This window comes from Citrobacter sp. S-77 (assembly GCF_963864895.1).
Classification (GTDB): Bacteria; Pseudomonadota; Gammaproteobacteria; order Enterobacterales; family Enterobacteriaceae; genus Citrobacter; species Citrobacter murliniae.
In genome coordinates this window covers 2597166-2619654 of record NZ_CAWLWU010000002.1, presented here as the reverse complement: position 1 = coordinate 2619654, position 22489 = coordinate 2597166, and the positions used below count along the sequence as shown (strand labels likewise).

The following is a 22489-nucleotide window of genomic DNA, read 5'->3' as shown; positions in this document are numbered from 1 at the left end:
CAGGTAACGGACCTTAAAAATGTGGAGGCCCTTCCAGCCAGCCGCAGACTTCGTTCAGGCGCTGGAGTGAGTCGAGCAGATCTTCCGGCGCGGCCTGCACCAGTTCAGGCAACGGACAGATTTCGTAACTATCGAGCAGGATCCCCTTGAGAGTATCCAGACAGCGGACATGCCAGACATGGCGTAATGCCGTGGCATCGATTTGGTTTTCGCCGTAACCAACAGTGCGGATCTGGATGTGGCCCTGGCCGCATAAGCGTGTGAGGAACAGACGGTCAGCGTCGCTAATCGGGAGTTGGGTGAGATTGATACTGTGGGGTTGCGTTGCCGGGTTGCGAACGTGTGCCAGTAATTCCTGGGCCAGCGTCAGGCCATTCATCAACCCGTCGACTGGCGGTGGCAGCAGGGTATCGTCCGGCAATGTATTCAGTGTTGCCGCCTGCCACAGCACCAGAGGGGCGCTACCCGCTTCCAGTCGCTCTTCCCATTGCTGATTGCTGGACTGGCGACGTATCCGCCAGATACCACAGAAAATTGACTCCTGGATCTCGCTCTCGCTGCCATCTGCATGCTGAATACGTGCTGAAACTTCTCCTTCACCCAGCAATGTATTGAGAAACGTGAGATCGTCTGCATTTAGTGCGGATAAATCCCACCCGAGGACTTCCTCTTTGGCAGGGATGCGCCGGGTGAGTTGTTTGCGCAGTTCGGCTAACAATGCCATCACCGTCGGGCTATGCTGGCAGCTTTCCAGCGCCGCCATGCTGGGGGCGCTGTTTACCTGGCAGGTGAGAGGCAATGGATTCATAGTAAAACTGTCATCGTCTGGTTGTGTCCCCGGCCCCAGCAGATAGAAAAAGGAATCGCTCATTTTTCTGACTCCGCTGGAACGTGTTCTTCAACCAGTGGGCGCATCAGGGAAAGCAGATCGGCCCATGGGTGGATGCCGCTGAGGATGCCGCGTAGTTCCCCGCGGGTAAACACCAGGGTGGCAGGGAAACGAAATACGCCGAAACGATCGCCAATTGCTTCACTTTGTTCCAGGTCAGCCATGGCTATGTGCCAGTCAAACAGGGGAAACTCACGGAGTAATTCGGCCATCATCACCGGGTTATCGCTGACTTCAGGTGTGCGGCGGGGATCGCTACTGAGCAGTACGACGCCATCACTAACACGTTCTATCCAGGTGTCCAGTTCAGACGCGTTCAGCGGCTGCCAGCCACTGGCCAGCATCCGTTGCCATAGCGCAGAAAACGGGTTGTCATTCAACACTTCTCTTGTTCCTCCAGCGTCATCCGGTACTGGCGGATGCGTATACCTTCATAGTTTTCCATCGACAGGCATTCATAGTTAAGGCAACGCGCTTCTTCGTTTGCTTCTGGCACAATGCCCCATGCAGCCAGTTGCCTAAGTGAGGCTTGCTCCGCAGCCAGTAGCTGAGCGCGCGCGATGTCGGTCAGACTCCCACCATATTCGTCCAGTTGTGCCGGTTGCAGCCCGACCAAAGCAATGTGCGAGGGCAGATGACCGCGAATATCAGCCAGGGCAAGCACCTCGGAAAAGCTGTTCTGGTGCAGGCTCATCTTTTTTGCGCTGAGGTAACTGGGAACTTTTTCACCGGCGTAGGTTTGCAGGGTGCCTGGTGCGAGTCCGTAGTCGATGGCGTCAAGCAGCAACAAATGGCTGGCACTCTCAACGTAACCCAGAAGGTTCAATCCCTGAGTGCCACCGTCAACGATCTCCACGTATTCCGGCCAGTGGTAATGGGCGTACAGGCGTTCAGCGACACGAATGCCAAATCCTTCGTCTGCCCACAACAAGTTGCCCAGGCCCATCACAATGACGTTTGGCTCACTCATGACGCCTCCTTGTCGTGCTGACGTCGGGGAAATTTGTGGCTACGGTAGCCGTTGATCATGGTTGAGATGACGGTATCGTCAGACATGATGTCCTCGCGGATTGCCATATACACATGTCCGGTGATGAAGGCAGCAATGAGCCACATTCCTAACCGGTGCCAGCTGTGAATGTCGATAGAGTTACCACCAGCCCAGTAGAAAAATGCCGTCACATAGTTGAAGGGGGTAAAGATGGCGTACTGACTATGCTCGCTGTATAGGGCAAAACCGGTGAGGATCATAAAAACCGATAACAGGAAGTAACCGAACATCGCTGCCTGTGCGACAGGGTTATGTCCGATATCATCCCCCGGTTTTTTTTCCAGAAACAGATACCAGCGCACCACCGAAAATGCCCCCAGCCACCAACTGCGGCGCCAGACCGGTACCACAAACAGTTCTCGTGAATAACGGTTACCCACGAAGGCCCAGTAGATGCGCCCCAGCAGTATCACCGTGAACAGCATCGCGGCAGCGAAATGCACCAGCCGGATGTCTCCCATATAGAACAGATAGGTGGCCTCACCACTGACGGACGGTAAAGGGCGGCCAATAAAGTATCCCGTCACCATCAAAACCAACATGCAGCCCACCGTAAGCCAGTGCCACGAGCGCACAGGTGCTTCGAACACATAGTGGGTGACGGCGGTGTCACGCGCCTCCCCGACGCGTTTGAGTGTCGTTCCAGTCATCGTTACTTTCCTTAACGCTTAGCGTACCTGGACTGAGATGAGTTCGCTGCCGTCGTCGCCGAGTACGTGGGTTGAACAAGCCAGACAGGGATCGAAACTGTGCAAAGTTCGCAGGATCTCCAGTGGTTGATCCGGGATTGCCATCCGGGTTCCCATCAATGCCGCTTCGTAGGCACCAATTTGTCCTTTGGGGTCGCGCGGACTGGCATTCCAGGTTGTCGGAACCACACACTGATACAGATCGATCTTATGATCGCGAATCGACGCCCAGTGCCCTAATGCTCCGCGAGGCGCTTCGGTAAAACCGATACCGCGACAGTGTTGCGGCCAACTTGCAGGTTCCCACTTATCGGTATTGGCAGTAGCCAGATTGCCGTTTTTCAGGTTGGTCATCAGTTTGTCGAAGAAGTATTGCAGTTTACTCACGGCCCACTGTGCTTCATGTGCGCGACACAGGATGCGACCCAGCGTTGACTGAATACCCGATAATGGCAGGTTGAGCGCGGACATCATTCGATCTACTGATTCAATCGTGGCGGCATCTCCTTTGTGGTAGGCAATCAGCGTGCGCGCTAACGGTCCAACTTCCATGGCGTGGCCACGCCAGCGAGGCGCTTTGATCCAGGAATAGCGTTCTTGCTCGTTGAGTTGCTGGATATGAATATCACTGCCTTTGACGTCGCCCGGGTTATACCATGGCTCTGTGATACCTTCGAACGGATGGCGGCCCAGTTGATCGTCAGGGTAACGATACCAGGCGTGATCTACGAATTCCTGAATCTGTTGCTGATCGGCCAGATCTACTGGCATCACGTTTTTAAAATCGCCATTAATGACAGCGCCACCAGGCATCAGCAGACTCTTCTGGCTGAAGTCGTTAGCGATGTCCGGGAAAGCGCCGTAGCTCAATACGCATTTATCAGACAGTCCGGTACCAATTTGACTCCACGCCTTATTGAACTGGCCGATGGCCAGTGCGTCAGGGACCATCACATTGTTGATGAAGTCGGCCGTGCGGGTGATGATCGACTGAACAAGGTTGAGACGTTCCATATCGACAGCGCCTACCGCGCCGCTCTGATCGATGTTTATAGCGCACGGCATGCCGCCGACAATCCAGTTAGGATGGGGATTCTTACCGCCAAACACGGTATGGATTTTGATAATCTCGCGCTGAAAATCGAGGGCTTCCAGATAGTGGGCAAAACCCATCAGGTTGGCCTCCGGCGACAGTTTGTACTGAGGGTGTCCCCAATAACCGTTACGGAAGATCCCCAACTGACCACCTTCGACAAATTTCTTCAAACGGTTTTGTACGTCAAAGAAGTAGCCGGGTGATGACATCGGCCACGAAGAGAGATTCTGCGCCAGTTGTGATGTTGCGCGCGGATCGGCTTTCAGGGCGTTCAGGACGTCAATCCAGTCCATTCCGGCTAACTGATAAAAGTGCACCAGGTGGTCATGGCACCACAGTGTGGCCAGCATGATGTTACGAATGATGTTGGCGTTATCGGGCACTTTGATGCCAATGGCATCTTCAATGGCATAGACCGATGCAAGCGCATGTACGCCGGTACATACTCCGCAAATACGTTCGACAAACGCCCAGGCGTCACGCGGGTCGCGTCCCTGAAGAATAATCTCCAGGCCCCGAAACATGGTGCCGCAGGAAACTGCATTAGTAATGATGTTTTGCTCATCAATGTTTACCTCGCATCGCATGTGTCCTTCGATACGGGTAATGGGGTCTACAACCAGACGACGACCGGCATTATTTACTGTATATCCCTGGGTTTGATACTGGTTACTCATGCCTGTTTGTCCTCTTTGTCTGACTGCTGTTGTCCGGCTTCTGCTAATTGCTGTTTATGTCGGTTGTGTTGATTCACGGCGCTGGCGACAGCATGCACGCCCACACTTGCGGCTACGACACCGAGGGCGGTGAGACCCACGGTATCGGCGGTAGAGTGAGTACCCATCTGTGGAATATCGACCACACGGCTATAGAACGAACCGCGATCCCAGAAACCGTTCTCTGAACATCCCAGACAACCGTGACCAGACTGGATCGGGAAGGAGACACCACCATTCCAGCGGGTGGTAGAACAGGCGTTATAGGTGGTTGGCCCTTTACAGCCCATTTTGTACAGGCAGTATCCTTTACGGGCGGCGTCATCATCCCAACTCTCGACGAACTCACCGGCATCAAAATGCGCGCGGCGGTAGCATTTGTCGTGAATGCGCTGGCCATAAAACATGAGTGGGCGTCCCAGACGATCCAGGTCAGGCAGACGATCAAAGGTCACCATATAAGTAATGATGGCGCTCATGACATCCGGGATGGGGGGGCAACCGGGGACCTTGACGATCGGTTTGTCGGTGATCACTTTATCGATAGGTGTCGCCTGGGTTGGATTAGGCCGGGCCGCCTGAACGCAGCCCCAGGACGCGCAGGTTCCCCAGGCGATAATCGCGCTGGCTCCCGCCGCGGCTCTCTTTAATTTCTCGATAAATGGGCGTCCGCCGCTGATGCAGAACATGCCTTGCTCACCCAGAGGAGGGTTACCTTCTACTGCCAATATATATCTGCCGTGGTAGCGGTTGAGGATGTCATCAAATACCTCTTCGGCCTGCGTACCGGCGGCGGCCATCAGGGTGTCGTCATAATCGAGGGAAATCAGTGAGAGGATGACATCTTTGGCGAGAGGGTGAGAGGAGCGGATAAACGATTCGGTGCAGCAGGTACATTCCAGGCCATGGATCCAGACAACCGGAATTCTGGGTTTATTCTCCAGTGCCCAGGCTATTTTCGGCGTCATTCCGGCACCGAGACCCAGCGATGTGGCTGCAAGGCTACAATATTTGAGAAAACTGCGTCGGCTTACTCCCTTACGACGCATGGCTTGATAAAAAGTCTCCTCGTTATTCATATTCATAACGCGCGTTTCTTCTCCTTTCTGCACCGCACTCCACCAGTGGCATACGGTGCATTTGCGAACCCGCCGACGTTCTACTGACAAGGAAAATTATCGTATTGCACACCACATGTGCAGCGCGATTGCACTCCATCCTGTACTGGCAAACGCCGCCAGAGATAATGTGAAAAAAGAGTATCCGATCAGCGGTAAGAAACAATGCAATGGGTGTGGTTATATCTTATTGCGATATATTCGTGCCTGTTTTCTACTTTGCGGTCATGAAAGTGGTGCAAACAAGCTAACCGTAGAAAACGTAACCGGATCCATCGGGGCAAAAGCGATAAGTGGTAAAAGCGGAGATGGGCTGGCAAGTCTCAAAGAAATCCACGCAAGTGCGTGGGTTTTTAAAACTGTAATACGACGTTTGTACACAAGGTCCAATGTAGCGCTCCACTTTTTTTATGTGTGGATGCGCTTCTCCTTTTTACCTGATATGCAGTTGTCAGGAAAATATTACTGATACCACCTGTTATCGCTCAGTGATGAGATGTTTTCGTTATTATTTTTAGTAAGTTTAAAAAATATCATCATAAAATTTAGAATGTTTATTTTATGGATAAATAATATTTAATGTGGCGGATGTGTTTATTTTACCCTGGGTAATGTTTTCTTTATCCCATGCGTAATAGTATACTGTCATCGGAATTGAAAAATTATCGCTTATAGAGTGTCCAGCCGTAACATTATAAAGCAGCGTTGCCATACCCCTGCTGGTGTTTGAGGTGGAAATCATAACTGGTGTTTGCGGTTTACTCTGTAGAGTCAAACGCAATCCAATGCCTTTTATTCCAGATGCGCTGTTGTCCACGAGTACTGAATTATCAGAGGAGTGTAACGTATTGCTTGACAAAAACATTTCGATTGCCCGGTCTGAAGTGCCAGCTATGCTTATATCCTGACATCGCATATTCAATATAAAAGGTGTTAATCCGGGCTGGTTTGAAGAGTTAATCTGGTTTACTCCCAGGGTAGGGAGACTGACCGTCAACCCAGCATTAATAAATGAACAAGTAGTCTGTTTCGGTGAGTATTTAATTATCATGGGTTGACCAAACATGTCGCGCGTATCATATGGCCACCTGAAACCGTTGAATAGCCATGTGAATATTTTTTGTACCTGATTTAATGGCCATAATATGATTTCTGAAAAGGACAATCCACTAAGATCACTCACAAACAAAACATCATAAAGTTTCACTGTTTCTCCTGTGATAGCCATTCCTCCCTAGTTTACCAGCGAAAATCGTACGTTGAAACGGGTATTCAACTCTGAAGCAGAGTGCAATCCATTCGATTTCAAAGTAACTGTTGAATGAGTACTCGTTATTTCTGCAAGTATCATGTGTTTATTATTGTTGAATCCAAGAATGGTTGCGTATTTTATGTTATTTGAGAGTATCGGAGTATACGCAAAATCACTATTATATGTTGTACAGTTAAAAGTGCCAGCATACTGAGTAGTGAACGTCCCCGTCCATTCTGGCGTAGCTGTACTTAGTTTGTCTGATAAATCGACATTTATGGGGGCGGCATAGCTTATACCATTACCGGAGCAGGTTGCGTAGCTAGTGCTGCTGACAAAAGCGAACAACATGAGAAGGAGCCACTTCATTATTATCGATCCTGTTTTTATTTACAAATAGCAGTAGGTGAATTCAAACTGAATACGGGATATGTTATGTCACAGTAACTATCACGCATCCTGACTCTCAGGCGTTTTGGTGGATGTTCTGCACGCAAATAAAGCATGCTTGCCTGGCCGACATAACCAACAGAGATATTCTCTTCATTAAAGACTTCAGTACCGAAAGGTAGGGGAGAAGCATCAGACCGTGTTGCGTGAAGTTCCCATGTTTGTCGCTTATCTGTTTCAAAATATAGATAATTAATTGCACCATCGTATGGTGCGCTATTTGCCATATTTCCTATTATTTCTGCTCCTGAATGGGTGTCTGTTTCTGCTAACGTAATTGAATTTTTGCGATAAGGCGTAGCATAAGGTACAAGTGCCAGGCCCTTATTGTTTGTAATGATGCTTTCATCACCATTTATCATTAACCCTGAGGCTGCAGGTGCTTCTACGATAGTCATCGTATTGCTTATTTCATTCGAGGTGAGAATACTCCATGGGAACGCTACAATGCTTCCTCGACTGCTCATACCTGACTGCCGAAAATTCGCTGATTTGCTGTATGATGTCCCCAGGGTAGAATAGTTGGACCTGTATGTGGCATTAAGACTCGCCATATTATCACCATTATTTGAGTGGCTTTCGGACAGGGAATAAGTTAACCGGTTAGAAGCCATTGCTGTCCCGCTTATACTAATGTTGCTTTGTTCATAATGTGTATCACTGGCAGAAACACTGGAACTTATCCAGGCTGTCTCTTCAAATAATGAAAATGGCAAACTTAATGAAGCATACATACGTGTTTCTTCTTTTCCTTGAATATCCCTTACGCGGCTGGAAGAGATGGAATAGCTGGTTTTTCCCACCGAATTTGAATATCCCATTTGATATTCGAGTTTTTTTTGTCCTGAATCCCAGTAATCGCTCTGTGTACCCGATAAAAATATAGTCCCCCATGAGTCAGTCAAACGCTGGTTTAAGTTGAGCGTAAATGTATTTTTAGGACGTGTAGTGTATGTTGCCTCTTTAGTATTAAAGGGCATATCTGTTGCATTATAAACATTATCCGCATAGTCTTCATGGCTTATTTTCAGAAGATGATAACTCTCATGTGAATAAAGTGCATCGTTGAAACTATAATATCCTTTAGTTGAATAATGATAAGCCGCCACAGTAAAGTTTGTGGCAGTGGAATCGATAAATTTGCTGTAGGATATCCTGTAGCTTTGCCCACTATTTGTAGCATTCTCTAGCTTAGTGTTTGCGTGGGTAACATCTATTGAAACTGCGCCGAAAGGAAGGTTCCAGCCAGAACCGAACAAACTAGCCTGGTAGTTATCACTAATGATCGCCCCGGTGTAACCCGTAATTAGGTTATTGATGCCATAACTGAAAGTCCCCTGAACAAAAGAGGGAGTGGTATCAATAGTGGTCTGGTTAACTTTCCCTGCGATAATACCGTATTGAGTTACCCCTGCTTTTAGCATGCCAGGCACAGATGAAAAAGGCACGGTGAAAGATTGCTCTGTCCCATCGGCTTCACGAATGACCACCAGGAGATCTCCTGCGGAACCTGTTGGCTGAATACTGTCCAGGGAAAATTGGCCCGGTGGTACATTCTCCTGGTAAATGATATTGCCGCTTTGGATTACTTTAACGAGAGCGTTAGTCTGCGCGATACCATGTATCACTGGAGAAAAACCTTGTTGAGAATTAGGCCGCATTTTCATCTCAGAATTAATTGAAAACCCTCGGATCCTAAGGGAGTCAAAGAGATCTCCGGGTGTATAGAAATCACCGAAAGTCAGATTTGATTTCAGTCCGGCAATGGGTTTGCGAAAGTAACGGGTATTATTTTCCCACTGGCCTTCGTTACTGGTGCGCTTACTCCATGTGCTGTTATCACGAAATTGCCAACCGAGCAGATTAACCCCGGAATTAAGACCAGCGTAGAAATCATCATTGTTGACTTTTGGGGGGGTTTTAGTTTGCGTGTTGTAGTAGGTCATGTTGTATGAAAGTGTTATTGCAGAGATACCTTCATCCCAAAATTGTGGGGCAACATAACCTTCTTCTGTACGAATTATCGCGGCCTGAGGAACAGTAAGTTTTACACTTAACGAACCTGGATCCGTTTCAATACGTCCTCCCTGTACCAAATCATGCAATTGCACCTGAGCGGATTCAGTTGCAGGTGTAGGGATATTTTGAGTATTAATTCCTAGTAGTTGTGAATCTTTCCAGTCGAGACGGATATCATCTCGTTCTTTGCCGTATATGACATCATAGCAGCCTTTCCAGTTACCATTTACGTAGATATTTAATGGATGTTTACCAACTGGCATTTCATTATTTTCATAAAAGCGAGAAAGATCAGACTTGCCAGATGCTCCTGCAAGTATAGAAGTATCGAAAGTCAGGGCGCTCGATCTGTACGAAAATAGAAGCAGACATATAACCAATAGATAAAACTTGTTTTGTGTAATTTGCATGATGAAACATTCCTATCACTGACTGGTGATAGTGTGGCGTTTATATGCCCCCAGGTCATCAACATACATAATCCAGTATTTTTGACCCGGGTTGATAGTTTTTGTTGTTAAGGTGATTTCATGTGCAAATGGCGAAATCATCAACGGCTCATTCAGTAATTTATCTTTTTGAATATTTTCAATATTAGCGATAGTAATATTAAAAGGACTTTCATTAATGATACGTAGCTGCTTATGTTCTGCGATAAATTTTAGCCTGGACAATGCACTATCCACAGAACCATTTAAAGCGGCAGGGCGATAAAATAGTTTGATACGAGTCTTGATAGCAAGTTGTATTGTATTCTGACCATGTAAATTTTCAGGGGTCGGTGGAATATCCAGTACATTGAGAAAGAAAACGGATTCACGATCTGTCGGCAGATTCGCCGGTATCTTTTTGATGCGAAGATGTTGACCATTATTAGGGTTAACCTTTATTACTGGGGGGGAAAGCAGAAAGGGAACATTTGCAGTTTCTGGGGTTGATTTTATGTTCCCATCATCAATCCATGATTGAACTAAAGAAGGAGCATCGCCATTATTAATTAATTGAACGATAACTTCTTTACTCTTTTCAGGATAAAGAATTCGCGTGCCATTGATCACTATATTAGCATGTGTATTGCTAATGCTTAGAAAAAACACAGTCAGTAAAGTTGCTTTAAGCATGATTATAACCTTTAATTCAGACTCTGCTTTTGCAGAGTCTGAATGGGTGAGACTTACAGGTATGAAATGGTATAAGTAACGTTCGAACTTAATGCCCCCACAGTGGCGGCAGTGGTATTTGTCTTATAGTAGTAAACATCCAGAGTGAGTGTCTCTTCGTCAGATAATTTTGCGGCTTCTGTAATCGAGGTTGTATATGGTTGGTTTAGAATAATTGGTGCGGTAGCACCCGGCTCTACAAGTGAGAAGCCAACATTACGTGCAACGCTTGGGTCGTTTTCGTTGACGGAGTTATTTAATAAATATTTCCCATCAGTTGAAATATTATCAGCAGAAAAGAAATTAATTTTCAAAAAATGGATGCCTGAGGTACTAACTGCTGGTGTACAATCAGAGAATGTCATTGAAAATGACTTTTTATTTTTGTTGATAAGGCCTACAGTATTTCCTGCTTCCGTAATTGTAATAGGAGAGAGCGCTACAGTAAAGTCAGCACTTTTACCTCCATTAATTGTACAAGTTGTATCTGTAATAGCACCACTAAAGTTGATAACGCCACCAGCAGTATCGTCGGCAGCAATCGTACTTGCTGAAGTGGTAACTGCTGCAAATGCAGATACGATCATGACCTTTTTAATCATAATAAACTCCGTTTGATTGATATCAAATAATATGGGTATGTAGCGGGGGAGTTGATTCTTTCGCACAGATTTACCATTGAATTAAATACGTGACTAAAATTTTCTAATCAGAAACATCAGAGGTATATGTATGTCGATGAAACGACTCTGCTTCAACGTGAGTATCATGCAACAAAAAGACACATATCAAAATATTATACTGATTAATGGCGATAAACGACATTATAATCTTCTTTGCTGGGCTGAATTATTTTTACTATCTACTACGCCTGATATATCTATGCATAATAATCATTTAATAATTCTTAATTAACCAGGATATATAACTTCATTGCGGTTAATTAGTTGGCTTTACTTGACGCATAATATTTTGTGGGTATTATTTCTCTTATGTACTAGCTCGTAAGGATACTTATGAAGTACCTCATTGATCTTACAATGCTTTACGAAGTCGATAGCGGAATTATTATGATTAATGGTGAGGAAGAATCATCGATTCATTTATCTAATCAAGGTGCAAGATTATTATACGTATTAATCATTAATAATGGACACGTAGTAGAACGTGAAGATTTGATAAAGAAAGTGTGGGAAGATCATGGATTCACAGGTTCTTCAGTGAGTCTGAATGTAGCTGTAAGTGAAATAAGAAAAGCGTTTCGTTATCTCGGATGTGACCCCATGCTGATAAGGACCATCCGTGGCAAGGGTTTCTGTCTTGAGGCGAATATTGATCATCACACACTGAGAGTTTCTGATAGTCAAAAACAGGTGGCAGAAAAAACACCCCGCAATAAAATTTTCCTCATGAATACCCGTTGGCATTTTTGTTCTCAATTTTCACGACAGCATGTATGGAAGTTGAGGGTGTTTTTTATCAGTATTTTTATAGGGATAACTACATTTTTGCTACTAATTCGAAAAGACGATTACCCGCACCCGTATTCAGAAGGTATTCATCAACATTTTCTCGGTAAAATTAGTGAATGTGCAGTTTATTTTGTTGGGAAAAACAAAGTTGAGCCAGTAAATCATTATCTGGACAGGATACGAAATATGATTGTTGATGAGCATGTCAATTGTCAATTACCCGGTGCTGATGTCTACTATTCAAACTTTGGACAACACCAGATTGAAATTGTTTTTTTAGGTGTATGCTATTGGAATAAAGAGGCCGACGATTATAAAAATTGTATATCTTACAGGAACATGACAGGAACTTAGATGATGACTGATAAGTTGTTAAAGATAATATTTGTCATAATTATGTTGATTGCCACTGGTTGTGTGATTTTTTATTACTTTATCCGGGATGAACATCATCTTGATGATTTTCGGTGTCAATCAGATGTCGTTGTACGTAAAGCTGATTCATCTGGTGAAGATGCAGAGATCCGTGTGACATCTTTTTTTATCTTTAATAGTTCTGGCGCTGTTACTATCATTCATAAAGGAATAATGACTCAGAAGGGGGAAAGTTATCTGATTAATAGAGATTATCAGGTTAGTGTAGATAAGGTCGTTGGTTCAAATATTTTTAATATAACGGATGTGAAAATGACTAAAACTCCAGAGGATTTAGCGCCTGAGGTTATGTTAAATGAAATGGTACTTGGAGGTACAAACTTCTTCTCTGTCTTTCAGATCAAGGGGCAGGTGAGGCTTATCCAGGGACTTGTACTACCTGTTATGGTTTGCGTTGATATGTATTCGTGAATTTTATTAGCCGTTTCAATACGGAGATTTCCATCACGGATAATTGCAGTTGTTTGAGTTGCTGTAGTTAGCTAACCAAAGTTTAAATGATTTCCATAGAGATTTAATCCCTTATGCCGATGCTGGGGAAAATGACTCTTTATCGTTTTTCATCTGCGCCCACTCTCTGACTATAAACTCAAAGGTGTTAGATACGCCACCGATCTTGCGGCTAGAATAGCGTCAGCGAGTACAGGGTCACCACATTGCTATTTGGTCGTTCTGGATATCAGGAACAAGAAGACAGGGACGCCTAAAAGCGCGGTTAAGATCCCCACGGGTAATTCACGTGGGGCAAGTATCGTGCGTGCCAGTGTATCGGCCAGTACGGCGAAGATAGCCCCCGACAGTATGGCTGCAGGCAGCAGCGTCCGATGCCGATGGCCGATAAGCATCCGTGCGATATGCGGGACGGTCAGGCCGATGAACCCGATAGCGCCACAGCAGGCGACGACAACCCCCGTCAGCAGCGTAAGCAGGCAGAACATTACCAGTTTGATCTGGCCGACTTCCACACCCAGGGATTGCGCGGTAATGCTCCAAGGTCATAACATCCAGCTCCACGGCGCGCCACCAGCAGAATAGCCCGACAGGCAGCAGCACCAGCGCACACAACAGCACCTGCATCCAGCTTGCCTGAGCGAAACTGCCCAGCAGCCAGAACATTACCCCACGGGTGGTATCCGCGTCGGTCTTCCAGAGCGTGATAAGCGAGGTGAGCGCCGACAGCAGTTGCGTGACGGCCACGCCTGTCAGGATGAAGCGGCTGGAGGAACCGGAAAGGGATTTTCCCGCCATCGACAGCACCAGCACAAAGGCCAGCACCGCACCACAAAATGCCCCTGCCGGGACAGCCGCCCAGCCCACACTGAGACCGAGCGCGATAACAAGCACCGCCCCAGCGCCAGCGCCGGAGGAAATACCCAGCACCCATGGATCAGCCAGTGGGTTGCGCGTCAGCGACTGAAGCACGGTTCCAGCCAGCGCCAGGGATGCGCCTGCCAGCGTGGCCAGCAGGGCGCGGGGCAATCGCAGCGACCATACAATCCGCTGGTGCAGTGTTCCTTCCGTATCGCTATGCCAGTAACCCGCCATCACGGCGTTCACCACCTCATCAAGTGAGAAGGTGACAGGGCCGAATTTAATGGCAACACACAGCACTAGCAGTAACGCTGGCACCAGAATCAAAACACGGATGACGGAGGAACGTAGCATGGTTATTTCCAGCCAGCGATAACGTAATCATCCAGGAACTGCCAGACGGTACCAGTCTCGTCAAAGCCAGCCTGACGCAGCATGGCGAGCTGGAATTCTATCGGCGTCGGCAACGGCATCGGACGGCCAGCAAAGATAGCGGTACGTTCATCCATTTTTTCGGCAAGTTCAGGGTGGCGGGTTGCTGCTTCAAACCAGGTATCCCAGTCCTGCGCGCCCGCCGCCCAGCCTTGTTCCTGCGTCAGCTCATCGTGCATTTGCGCCATCAGTTTCTGGCGTGGGTTGCGGTTATCAAAACGCTGGTGGTCGGCATTCATGAACAGGCCGCCCTGATCCAGAGTGTGATAGATATTGCGGTAAAGCACAGTCTGCTGTTCCGGTAACAGCCAGTGAATGGCCGTACTGGATACCATGGCCTGCGGTTTTCCTTCAACGGAATCAAAACAGGTCGGTAGCGCGATATCAGCATGAATGAACTGGATGCGGTCTTTGTGCTCGATCATGGCTTCTTTTGCCAGGGTCAGCAGCAGTGGATCAAGATCGATGGCCGTCACCCGAGCGTTCGGGAAGCGGTTTAACAGGCGCAGGCTAAAGGAGCCTGGGCCACAGGCCACATCGACAACGTGAAAATCATCACCAAAGGTCATTGCCAGTACATCGAGAGCGGCGGCGAAACGTTCTTCGCGGTGCGCGATGTAGGCGTTTTGTTGCTGATCCCAGTTATTCAGTAAATCGCGGGCTGGAAAAGTCATTGTGGTTCCTTGGTAAAAGACTGCATTTGCGTGACAAGTCGATGCAAGGCCAGTACAGAACGCGCAGAAGCGTCCATGTCGTAGCCTGGCAAGATGATGTAGTGCCTTGCTTTGACGGCTTTCATGCTGGCCGTAAGCGGGTTGTGCTCCAGAAACTCAATTTTGCTTTTGGCGCTGTCACCTGGGCCGCCACGGTTTAAGTCGCCCAGCACCAGAAAATCAGGATCGAGAACCGCTATTACTTCCCAGTTCATCGCGGGCCACAGCTCACGATAACCATCAAAGATGTTTTTACTGCCAATGGTCTGCGTAAGCAGCTCGGATGCACCGTAACCGCCTGCCACATAAGGCGTGGCGGTATTGGAGTACCACCACATCAGTGTTTTGGGCGGGAGCTTCACGCGAGTATCGGCAGCTACCTGCGCTTTCAGCCTGGTTATCAGAGCGTCAGCGCGGGGGGCAACGTCATAGATACGGGCGAGATTGCGCAGCTCATCGTAAATCCCCTCGAAGGTGACGGGGGCAGGGGTTGCACCTTGCTGCCCGTTGCACATGCTTTCGATAAGCCAGCTCCCGATTCGCCATTCCTCCAGGCGTTCGCGGTTAGCGGTTTCAGGGCTGTTAAACCAGTAATAGCTCCCTGAGTAGATAAAGTCCGGCCGGGAGGCTAACAGCGCCTCGCCAGACCAGGCCGCGTCATCGAGCTGGGCTTTTAGTGGAGCAGCCCAGGGCGACGGCGCGGTATCTTCATCTGGCCGATACCCCACCGCGCTGATGATGGAATCCCCCAGATGCAGAGCGAGCATGTTTTCTATCGCGGTCGGCATGTAGGCGATAGCCCGTTTCGGTGGGTGTGCGAACGTCCAGCGCTTGCCGCAGTTTTCAAGCGTTACCGGATGGGCAAAGTTGTTGCAGGCAACCAGAAGCGGAAGAATGGCGAGACGACGCATCAGAACTTCATGTTCACGTAGGCTTCATAGGTTCGGCCTGGTGCGATCATTTCCTGGCCTGCGTAGGTGCGCTGCCAGGTGTAGAAGCGATCGGTCAGGTTGCGCACGCGGGTGCCCACCACAACATCTTTTACCAGCTCGTAATCAGCGCCCAGATCAACGGTGGTGTAATCACTCATCTTGTTGGTGTTCGCATCATCGTTGTAGCTGCTGCCCACGTAGTGGAGTTGCGCGTCTAAGCCCAGTTTCTCGGTCGGCATGTAGCGCCCAGACAGGTTGGCCGTCCATTCCGGTACGTAGCGCGGCTGGTTGCCAGACAGGTCTTTAGTGCCTTGCTTGAACTCATCAAAGCGGGCGTGGGTGTACGCCACATTACCGGCAAGCGTGACGCTATCAACTGGCTTCATTGCGCCGCTTAACTCAACACCGCGTGAGGTCTGTTTGCCGACCGCGTTCCATACGCCTGCTTGCGTCGCAGATTGCTGGTAGAGGTTGGTCTTCTGGAGATCGTAAACGGCCAGTTTCATTTCGCCGCGTTTATCCCAGAAAGCACCCTTCACGCCTGCTTCATACTGGCGAACATCGGTGAGCGGCAGGGATGTTTGTTCCGGGCTGATAAAGAAGATATCGCTGCCAGGTTCTTTCCCGGTGGAGTAGTTTGCGTACACCGTCCAGTCATCGTTGATAGCCCAGCTCGGACCCACGCCCACACTCATGAAATTATAACCACGGTCGATGACTTTCCCCGCCTGCTGGTAGTTCCAGTGCATATCCATATTGGTGTAGCGGAGCTGGGTAAGCAGGGCGACGGAATCCGTTACGTTAAGGTTGTCTTCCAGCAACAGGGCGTACTGGTTCTGGATGATGTGACGAACTGGGGCGCGCATCTTGCCGCCCGCGCCAGTGCGGAAGGTGTTAGAGGCCGGGTTAGTCAGGGATACATCTTCACCACCAGGGAAGCCGTTCGAGTAATACTGGAATTCACGCTTGCTGAAGTCCACGCCTGCGGTCACACGGTTATCCATGGAGGCGATGGAGTGATCCCAGGTCACCATGGTGCGGTTGCCCGCCAGCTTGTCATCGTGCGCGATTGCGCCGTAGGAATCGCGGGTGGTGGTGCCTGCTGCCTGCGTCTTCGACTGGAAATAGCGCTCGGTGTTCTGCCACTCGCGGAAGCCTTTGTAATAGTAAAACTGGTTATCAAAGGTTAGGTCTTCCGTGGCGCGCCAGGTCTGGGTGGACTGGATAGAGGTGGCCTGGCTGCGGATGAATGCGTCCTGAATGTTGTTGTAGTTCACATGACGCAAGCCTTTATCGATTTTGCCATCAATTACCGGCGTACCAAAATACGGGTTGTGCTGGTCGGTCAGGCTGCGGTCAAGATCAAGCGTAATCTCGGTGGTGTCGGTCGGAGTCAGCAGCAGGTTGGCCGTCACGCGTTCTGGACGGCTGCGTTCTTTTTCGACCTGAGTTCCGGTATTGGATGCGCTCACATCCACACGGCCAGCGGCCAGACCGTCTACCAGAGTACCGCCTGCGCCTACATGGGCGCGATGGCTGTTATGGCTGGAATAGCCATAATCCACTTCAACAGGCTGCGGTATGAAGGAGGCCTTGCGGGAAACCAGGTTTACGCTGCCGCCTGCATTACTAAGCCCGTTCAGCACAGAACCCGTGCCGTAGAGGATATCGACGTTTTCATAGTGCGCCGGATCGGCAATCTGGATGGTACTGCCTGGAACGGCTACGCCATTCAGCAGCCAGGACACACCGGAGAAACCGCGCAGGGATACCGAGTTAGACAGCGTAGGGGAACTGGTGCCCGACAGACCTGGCGCTGTTTCCACCACTTCAGTCAGGGTGCGTTTGCCTTTCTTCTTCAGGGTTTCTTGGCTGATGGTTTCCGTATGGCGTGGCGTCTGTTTGTCGGTTAAACCCAGACGGGAGCCGGAGCCTACGGCAAGCAGTTTAGAATCCGTCTGCTCGGAAAAACTGCTGCCATTGCTGGTGGCCGTAACCACCAGTGTTTCTTCAGCGGCATGAGCGAAGGATGAAAGACTGGCAAAAACGCTAAGTGCGATAAGGGAGGGTGTAAATTTCATAAATCTTCTTCTTTTTTTAAGTTATGTTATAACATAACATTATTCGTAATAAAAAGAATCACCCTAAGTGGTTTAAGTCGAAAAAAACTGCATGGCATGCCAAATGGTTCCATGACGGAATGCGTTTCAGTGGTATTACTTCCCCTGCCAGGAGAGTTAGAACGGGTAGGTTGCGTCTGTAACAGCCTGATCGTCGGTAGCTATGTCGTCAGATTATCAACGGCACTCAGGGCGATGCCGCGTAAATTGCGAGTCGGTGCCGGGTTGAGAAACGTTGTATTGCCCAAACCCTTCGCTTTTCGTAGTCCGTCGCGTGCGGTTTCCAGAGGGATTTCAAAGTGTGCGAGTGCAACGGTACTTTGCTTGAGTTCTGGCAAACAGCATGCCATATGACAACGGATACCAACGGGAGGTTACCACTAAACTTATTTGCTGGATAAATCGCAGCTCAGCCAAAAATAGGGATACTGAAATCGCTGCAAGAAGGGCTGGCTTTTTGCTCTGGCATCTATCTTCAGTGGTTATTCAAACAGTACACAGCTATGACTCTTCACTGATATATCAAAATTGTCCGTCTGGACCATGCTGAAATTGATCTGATTAAGAAAGGAGCATCTGTCATTGATATTGCTGTTCAATAGGGTTACGAATCTCAACAGACATTCCCCCGTGCAATGAAATGCCATACCGGTCTTAATCCCGGCACCATATGGAGGAAAAATAGAAGGTCTAATAGCGTCAGTCCGTAGTAATGCAGGCTTGTTTATGTCTGTCCCAGATAATCGCCTTCTGCTCTGACGTGTAGTTAATCCGAGTTCTTCGTTTCATGGCAACGTCCCCCTTGATTAAGGATAGCGTTGCATCGACCCGTTGAACTCACAGCGAGGAGCGGACATGGACAGGAGGATGCTGATAATATTTCCACCAGTGGGTTATTGTTTCCAACAGGGGGATACGAATGGAATACCAAACGTCATTGCAGAAAATATTGTCAGATGACCCTGTAAGAATGAAAATCCTATATGCAGTTCGAGCACTGGAACTCAATGATGGTTGGATCGGCGCAGGATTTGTACGAGACGCTGTTTGGGATCACTTACATGGATATGGGCTAAGTCCAATTTCTGGTGATGTAGATGTCGTCTGGTTTGACTGTGAGCACTGTAGCCCAGACCATGATCGCTTCCTTGAAGACAGGCTTAGGCAACAATTACCTTCGTTATACTGGTCAGTGAAGAATCAAGCCAGAATGCATCAACGTAATGGTGATCATCCCTATACCTCAACAGGAAATGCTTTACTGCACTGGCCTGAAACAGCTACGGCCGTGGCTGTCAGATTGGGGAAGGAAGGTCTCGATATCACTGCGCCTTATGGACTTTCTGACTTATTTGAACTGCGTTTACGACCGACTCCTGCATTTGAACGTGAAAAGTTGGACTCTTTCAAACAACGGGTCACTACAAAGCAATGGTTGGAACGTTATCCCAGATTACAGCTCATCGTTTCCTTATAACCTCTATACGCAGATATCCCGGCTATTGCAGTTCGATTGTATGATTGACAGTCCGATGTGAGCGAGGAGCGGAAGTTGGCAACCCAACCTCCAACGGAGATTTCAAGCATAGCCGTGTGTCGATCAATGCGGAGTAGAACCATCCACTATGCATCTTACGATTGAGGGCGTGCTTTTACGAAAGACGCCCATACTAATAAATTAATTTCCTATTGAATAATTGACTGATATAGCCGCACCAATATATATAATTTCATACCAAACGATAATCCGTCATTTGATGCTTTCCACTATACTTTTGGGATTATCATTGAATAGTTTGAAACTGAAATTTAGAAAGATTTGAAGATATCTTCATGGTGTCGTCATATTCTGGATGTTTGGAAATCATATCGCAAAAATAATTATGATATGAGGCGAGCCAAGCAAATTTAGAAAAAACGGTTGGTATAGTAGCATAATTTTTTAATGCTTTCTCAATCTGCTGCTTGTGAAGGATTAAAGAATTCGTATCTAGATGTTGCCCATACATGCCATCAATAATGCACTCCATGAGGTAATTTATAAAATAACGACCATCTGGTCCTTTCAACACATCTCTCAGTTGTGGGGCTACACCTTTAGCGTAGTATTTAAGATGTTCGTCTACCAGCTTCATGGTGTCATCACACAACACTACAATAGGGTTAACAGCCACGTTACTTTCTAGGCGATATGACTCCAGCAATGCGGCACCATAGACACTATTTTTATCCATGAATAGTTGTCCTACGGCAAGTCCACCACGAATAAAGAACCCATTAAGCGCCATTTTGAACTGATATTCTCGGATCGGATAGAGAATGAGTCCAAATTCTGATTCCATTTCACTGCTAAAATCAGGATGCGCAAGCACTACGTTGTCTGTAAATGATTTAAAGTAAAGCATTGACTCATCAGTATCTTCCTCAAGCGAGGAAAGACTTTCGGTGAGTATATGGTGAAATTCAGCTAGTAAAGTATCTTCGGTGCCATTTATATAACTTGCACTTGTTCTCGCTGAAAATCCAAGAACATCCAAAAAGGCGCAATATGATTTCCGATGAATTGGCTTTCCATTGTGAAAGTAATCGCTTTTTTTAATATGTTTATTTGTTTTCTTGGTTTTCATTATATGACTTAATCCTTAAGGTGGTATTTATTTTTATAAAACACTTTAGCGTTACAGTTAAATAATTATCTTGAGTTGTTAATATAGGTTACTTTTCAAATATATCTTCCTAGTATCTTATATTCCTCATAAGCATTCCACAATGCTGAAATCAAAAATTCTGAAAGTCCACAAAAATTGCACTAATCCGCTATCTGTGGTATCGACCTGCACCCTACTGATTAGCAAACTCCGAGACTACTCTTGCCACAGAGTTACTGTAAGTATCCCGTAGAAGGCTAACAGCATTATAAAGATCGACAATAGGATCGATCGCTGGCATCGTTCCGTCACGTAATACGCGCTTACGTAATGCATCAGCCGAACAAGGGGGACGTTCGGGCTTAGCACCAAACTCTTGAAAAACCTCAGCCCATGCGATCAGATGGGATTCTGCCCATTCAGGATCATTGGCAAGAACTGCTTCACATGCTGCTTTCAGCGCCGCGCCTCCTGCATCAGGGTTCAGCACTGGTGCGGCTTTTACGCAGATACTCAGTACCCGAAAACCGGGAGCAATACGATAAATTTCAGGGGCAATTGACGGAGAGACTGTTAACACGAGATAATCCTGTAATGACCAATTTATTCCATGATATTTTACAGGAGTAATTATGTTAGCAAAGGATGCATTTATTACTGCACTAAGAGCCGAAAACAGATATCTGCATGTAGAACCTTCTACCTTTTTTCGGAAGCAAACATCTCTTATTAGAATATTGAATGCTATAGAAGCATGGCATATTGCTAAAAATAGCATTAACTTATTAAATTTATTCCGAGAAATATCTAATATTCAACCATCAAAGAGATTTAAGTACAATGCTTCATTCCGTGTATTGGGTCTAAGCATTGGCTGCATTAATATAATATCGACAGCTCAATATAATCTACAAATAAATACTGGGAATACTAATGGGATTAGAATTCCTTTTGAAGGGCGTAATGATATTTTCTTTCTAGCTGACACAGTAGTGGCATTGGAGTCGATAAATAACTTAGTACATGGTTCTATACTAATCCATAATATCAGCAATCACTTTTTACCACCTCGTAACCAGTATATGGTGATAGGAAAAAGCGATTCAAATTCATGCGCATATGCCGGACAAAGCCCAAGTTCTATTAAATTATCTTTTACTTCCGACTATACTAATCTTGCAGTAGCAATGAATGCAATGGGAAGATGTGGACAATGGGCTTGGTTGGCAGAACAAATAAACAACAGTGTTATTTATGACGACTATACTGTTGCACCTTCGGACGCAGTTATCTCAAGTACTAGACATGGTGATGGTTGGATCAACGCAACAATACTGGAGAGTTGGGCTACAGGTCCAAACTTTCCCACTCCATTTGAGATCAACTCCCAGCAATCAAAGGATGCAAAAACTATTTTAAGTATGTTGCTCTATGAGCATACTCCGAGGGGAGTCGGGATTAGCTCTAGTGTTCGATGGAATCCTCAAAAAATATCTTTGAGTGGCGAACGGGCACGGCCTGCTTTTATTGGTCTTGCACATGAGTTGATCCATGCCTGGCATAACATGAATGGTTCTCAGCCTGATTTTGAACTAACCCCCTTGTATGAATACATCTGCGTAGGATTAGGGCCTTGGTCAAATGAAAGTGCCCCTCCAAACCTTGTCACTGAGAACCGAATTCGTTCTGACATTAATGGGCTGCAATTGAGACTTTATTACTAAATACCAAAACGGTTCCCGTTATAAGCTTACCGACTTCTTAAGGTCCGATGTGAGCGAAGGGCGGACATTAGCCTTACAGGATACCTTTTTCTGGATATTCTCTGAAAGCGAATGGTTTAGTTAAGTGGGATGCTTACAGAATGATATCGCTAATGAGAAAATTAAATTCGCGAGAAATAGCGAAAGGCAGTTCATTATAAGATAAAATACCATGATAGTAGCGGAGAGAGTAAAAAATTCGCTTCTGGAGGGGGATTATGTT

19 protein-coding genes and 3 pseudogenes are annotated in these 22489 nt (G+C 47.1%); 5 read left to right on the top strand and 17 right to left on the bottom strand.

Features of this window, described 5'->3' with window-relative positions; genetic code table 11:
• Positions 1-13: 13 nt before the first annotated feature.
• From AACS05_RS13040 to hyaA, 6 genes are read right to left on the bottom strand one after another with little or no spacing between them, the layout of a single operon-like run.
• Positions 14-871 (bottom strand): hydrogenase expression/formation protein, encoded by an 858-nt coding sequence (locus AACS05_RS13040; protein WP_045443790.1) that lies wholly within the window; start codon positions 869-871, stop codon positions 14-16.
• Complete coding sequence (hyaE, locus tag AACS05_RS13035) at positions 868-1272, bottom strand: hydrogenase-1 operon protein HyaE (RefSeq protein WP_045443787.1); 405 nt, start codon at positions 1270-1272, stop codon at positions 868-870. The genes AACS05_RS13040 and hyaE overlap by 4 nt, the downstream gene beginning before the upstream one ends.
• On the bottom strand, positions 1266-1859 hold the full coding sequence (hyaD, locus tag AACS05_RS13030) for a hydrogenase 1 maturation protease (RefSeq protein WP_045443784.1): 594 nt from the start codon (positions 1857-1859) through the stop codon (positions 1266-1268). Before hyaD ends, hyaE begins: the two co-directional genes overlap by 7 nt.
• Positions 1856-2590, bottom strand: a complete 735-nt coding sequence (hyaC, locus tag AACS05_RS13025) for a Ni/Fe-hydrogenase b-type cytochrome subunit (RefSeq protein WP_045443781.1) — start codon at positions 2588-2590, stop codon at positions 1856-1858. The genes hyaD and hyaC overlap by 4 nt, the downstream gene beginning before the upstream one ends.
• An 18-nt stretch (positions 2591-2608) precedes the next feature.
• Positions 2609-4402: a Ni/Fe-hydrogenase large subunit gene (hyaB, locus tag AACS05_RS13020; protein WP_045443778.1), complete on the bottom strand. Its 1794-nt coding sequence runs from the start codon at positions 4400-4402 to the stop codon at positions 2609-2611.
• Positions 4399-5520, bottom strand: coding sequence for a hydrogenase 1 small subunit (gene hyaA, locus AACS05_RS13015; protein WP_045449661.1), 1122 nt, complete (start codon positions 5518-5520; stop codon positions 4399-4401). Before hyaA ends, hyaB begins: the two co-directional genes overlap by 4 nt.
• A gap of 115 nt (positions 5521-5635) precedes the next feature.
• Here hyaA and AACS05_RS13010 point away from each other — a divergent pair, with 115 nt between their 5' ends.
• Positions 5636-6028, top strand: coding sequence for a hypothetical protein (locus AACS05_RS13010; RefSeq protein ID WP_045443766.1), 393 nt, complete (start codon positions 5636-5638; stop codon positions 6026-6028).
• A gap of 90 nt (positions 6029-6118) precedes the next feature.
• On the opposite strand, the pseudogene AACS05_RS13005 reads toward AACS05_RS13010, so the two are convergent.
• From AACS05_RS13005 to AACS05_RS12990, 4 genes and pseudogenes are all read right to left on the bottom strand, one after another.
• Positions 6119-7183, bottom strand: a pseudogene (locus AACS05_RS13005) (fimbrial protein).
• 14 nt (positions 7184-7197) lie between these two features.
• Positions 7198-9690, bottom strand: coding sequence for a fimbria/pilus outer membrane usher protein (locus AACS05_RS13000; RefSeq protein ID WP_045443763.1), 2493 nt, complete (start codon positions 9688-9690; stop codon positions 7198-7200).
• Between the two features lie 15 nt (positions 9691-9705).
• Positions 9706-10401, bottom strand: a complete 696-nt coding sequence (locus AACS05_RS12995; protein WP_045443760.1) for a fimbrial biogenesis chaperone — start codon at positions 10399-10401, stop codon at positions 9706-9708.
• A 53-nt stretch (positions 10402-10454) separates the two neighbouring features.
• Positions 10455-11042 carry a fimbrial protein gene (locus AACS05_RS12990; protein WP_045443757.1) on the bottom strand — a complete coding sequence of 196 codons (588 nt, stop codon included), beginning with the start codon at positions 11040-11042 and terminating at the stop codon, positions 10455-10457.
• 414 nt (positions 11043-11456) lie between these two features.
• Between AACS05_RS12990 and AACS05_RS12985 the strand changes: the two genes are divergently transcribed.
• Both AACS05_RS12985 and AACS05_RS12980 read left to right on the top strand, forming a co-directional pair.
• Positions 11457-12266 (top strand): winged helix-turn-helix domain-containing protein, encoded by an 810-nt coding sequence (locus AACS05_RS12985; RefSeq protein WP_045443754.1) that lies wholly within the window; start codon positions 11457-11459, stop codon positions 12264-12266.
• On the top strand, positions 12267-12758 hold the full coding sequence (locus AACS05_RS12980; protein WP_052369285.1) for a hypothetical protein: 492 nt from the start codon (positions 12267-12269) through the stop codon (positions 12756-12758).
• A 248-nt stretch (positions 12759-13006) separates the two neighbouring features.
• On the opposite strand, the pseudogene AACS05_RS12975 reads toward AACS05_RS12980, so the two are convergent.
• The 5 genes and pseudogenes from AACS05_RS12975 to AACS05_RS12955 form a co-directional block, all read right to left on the bottom strand.
• A pseudogene (locus tag AACS05_RS12975) lies at positions 13007-14012 on the bottom strand (FecCD family ABC transporter permease).
• A 2-nt stretch (positions 14013-14014) separates the two neighbouring features.
• Positions 14015-14764 carry a class I SAM-dependent methyltransferase gene (locus AACS05_RS12970; protein ID WP_045443751.1) on the bottom strand — a complete coding sequence of 250 codons (750 nt, stop codon included), beginning with the start codon at positions 14762-14764 and terminating at the stop codon, positions 14015-14017.
• A complete protein-coding gene (locus AACS05_RS12965; protein ID WP_045443748.1) occupies positions 14761-15714 on the bottom strand; it encodes an ABC transporter substrate-binding protein in 954 nt (317 codons plus the stop codon). Before AACS05_RS12965 ends, AACS05_RS12970 begins: the two co-directional genes overlap by 4 nt.
• A complete protein-coding gene (locus tag AACS05_RS12960; RefSeq protein WP_045443745.1) occupies positions 15714-17816 on the bottom strand; it encodes a TonB-dependent receptor in 2103 nt (700 codons plus the stop codon). Before AACS05_RS12960 ends, AACS05_RS12965 begins: the two co-directional genes overlap by 1 nt.
• 200 nt (positions 17817-18016) lie before the next feature.
• Positions 18017-18193, bottom strand: coding sequence for a hypothetical protein (locus AACS05_RS12955; protein ID WP_156184442.1), 177 nt, complete (start codon positions 18191-18193; stop codon positions 18017-18019).
• A 581-nt stretch (positions 18194-18774) separates the two neighbouring features.
• Between AACS05_RS12955 and AACS05_RS12950 the strand changes: the two genes are divergently transcribed.
• Positions 18775-19332, top strand: coding sequence for a nucleotidyltransferase family protein (locus tag AACS05_RS12950; protein WP_045443742.1), 558 nt, complete (start codon positions 18775-18777; stop codon positions 19330-19332).
• 307 nt (positions 19333-19639) lie between these two features.
• Here the strand turns inward: AACS05_RS12950 and AACS05_RS12945 are convergent, their stop codons facing one another.
• On the bottom strand, positions 19640-20482 hold the full coding sequence (locus AACS05_RS12945) for a hypothetical protein (protein WP_045443739.1): 843 nt from the start codon (positions 20480-20482) through the stop codon (positions 19640-19642).
• A gap of 274 nt (positions 20483-20756) precedes the next feature.
• Positions 20757-21083, bottom strand: a pseudogene (locus tag AACS05_RS12940) (hypothetical protein); the annotation flags it as partial.
• 52 nt (positions 21084-21135) lie between these two features.
• Between AACS05_RS12940 and AACS05_RS12935 the strand changes: the two are divergent.
• Positions 21136-22227, top strand: a complete 1092-nt coding sequence (locus AACS05_RS12935; protein WP_045443736.1) for a M91 family zinc metallopeptidase — start codon at positions 21136-21138, stop codon at positions 22225-22227.
• Positions 22228-22489: the final 262 nt, after the last annotated feature.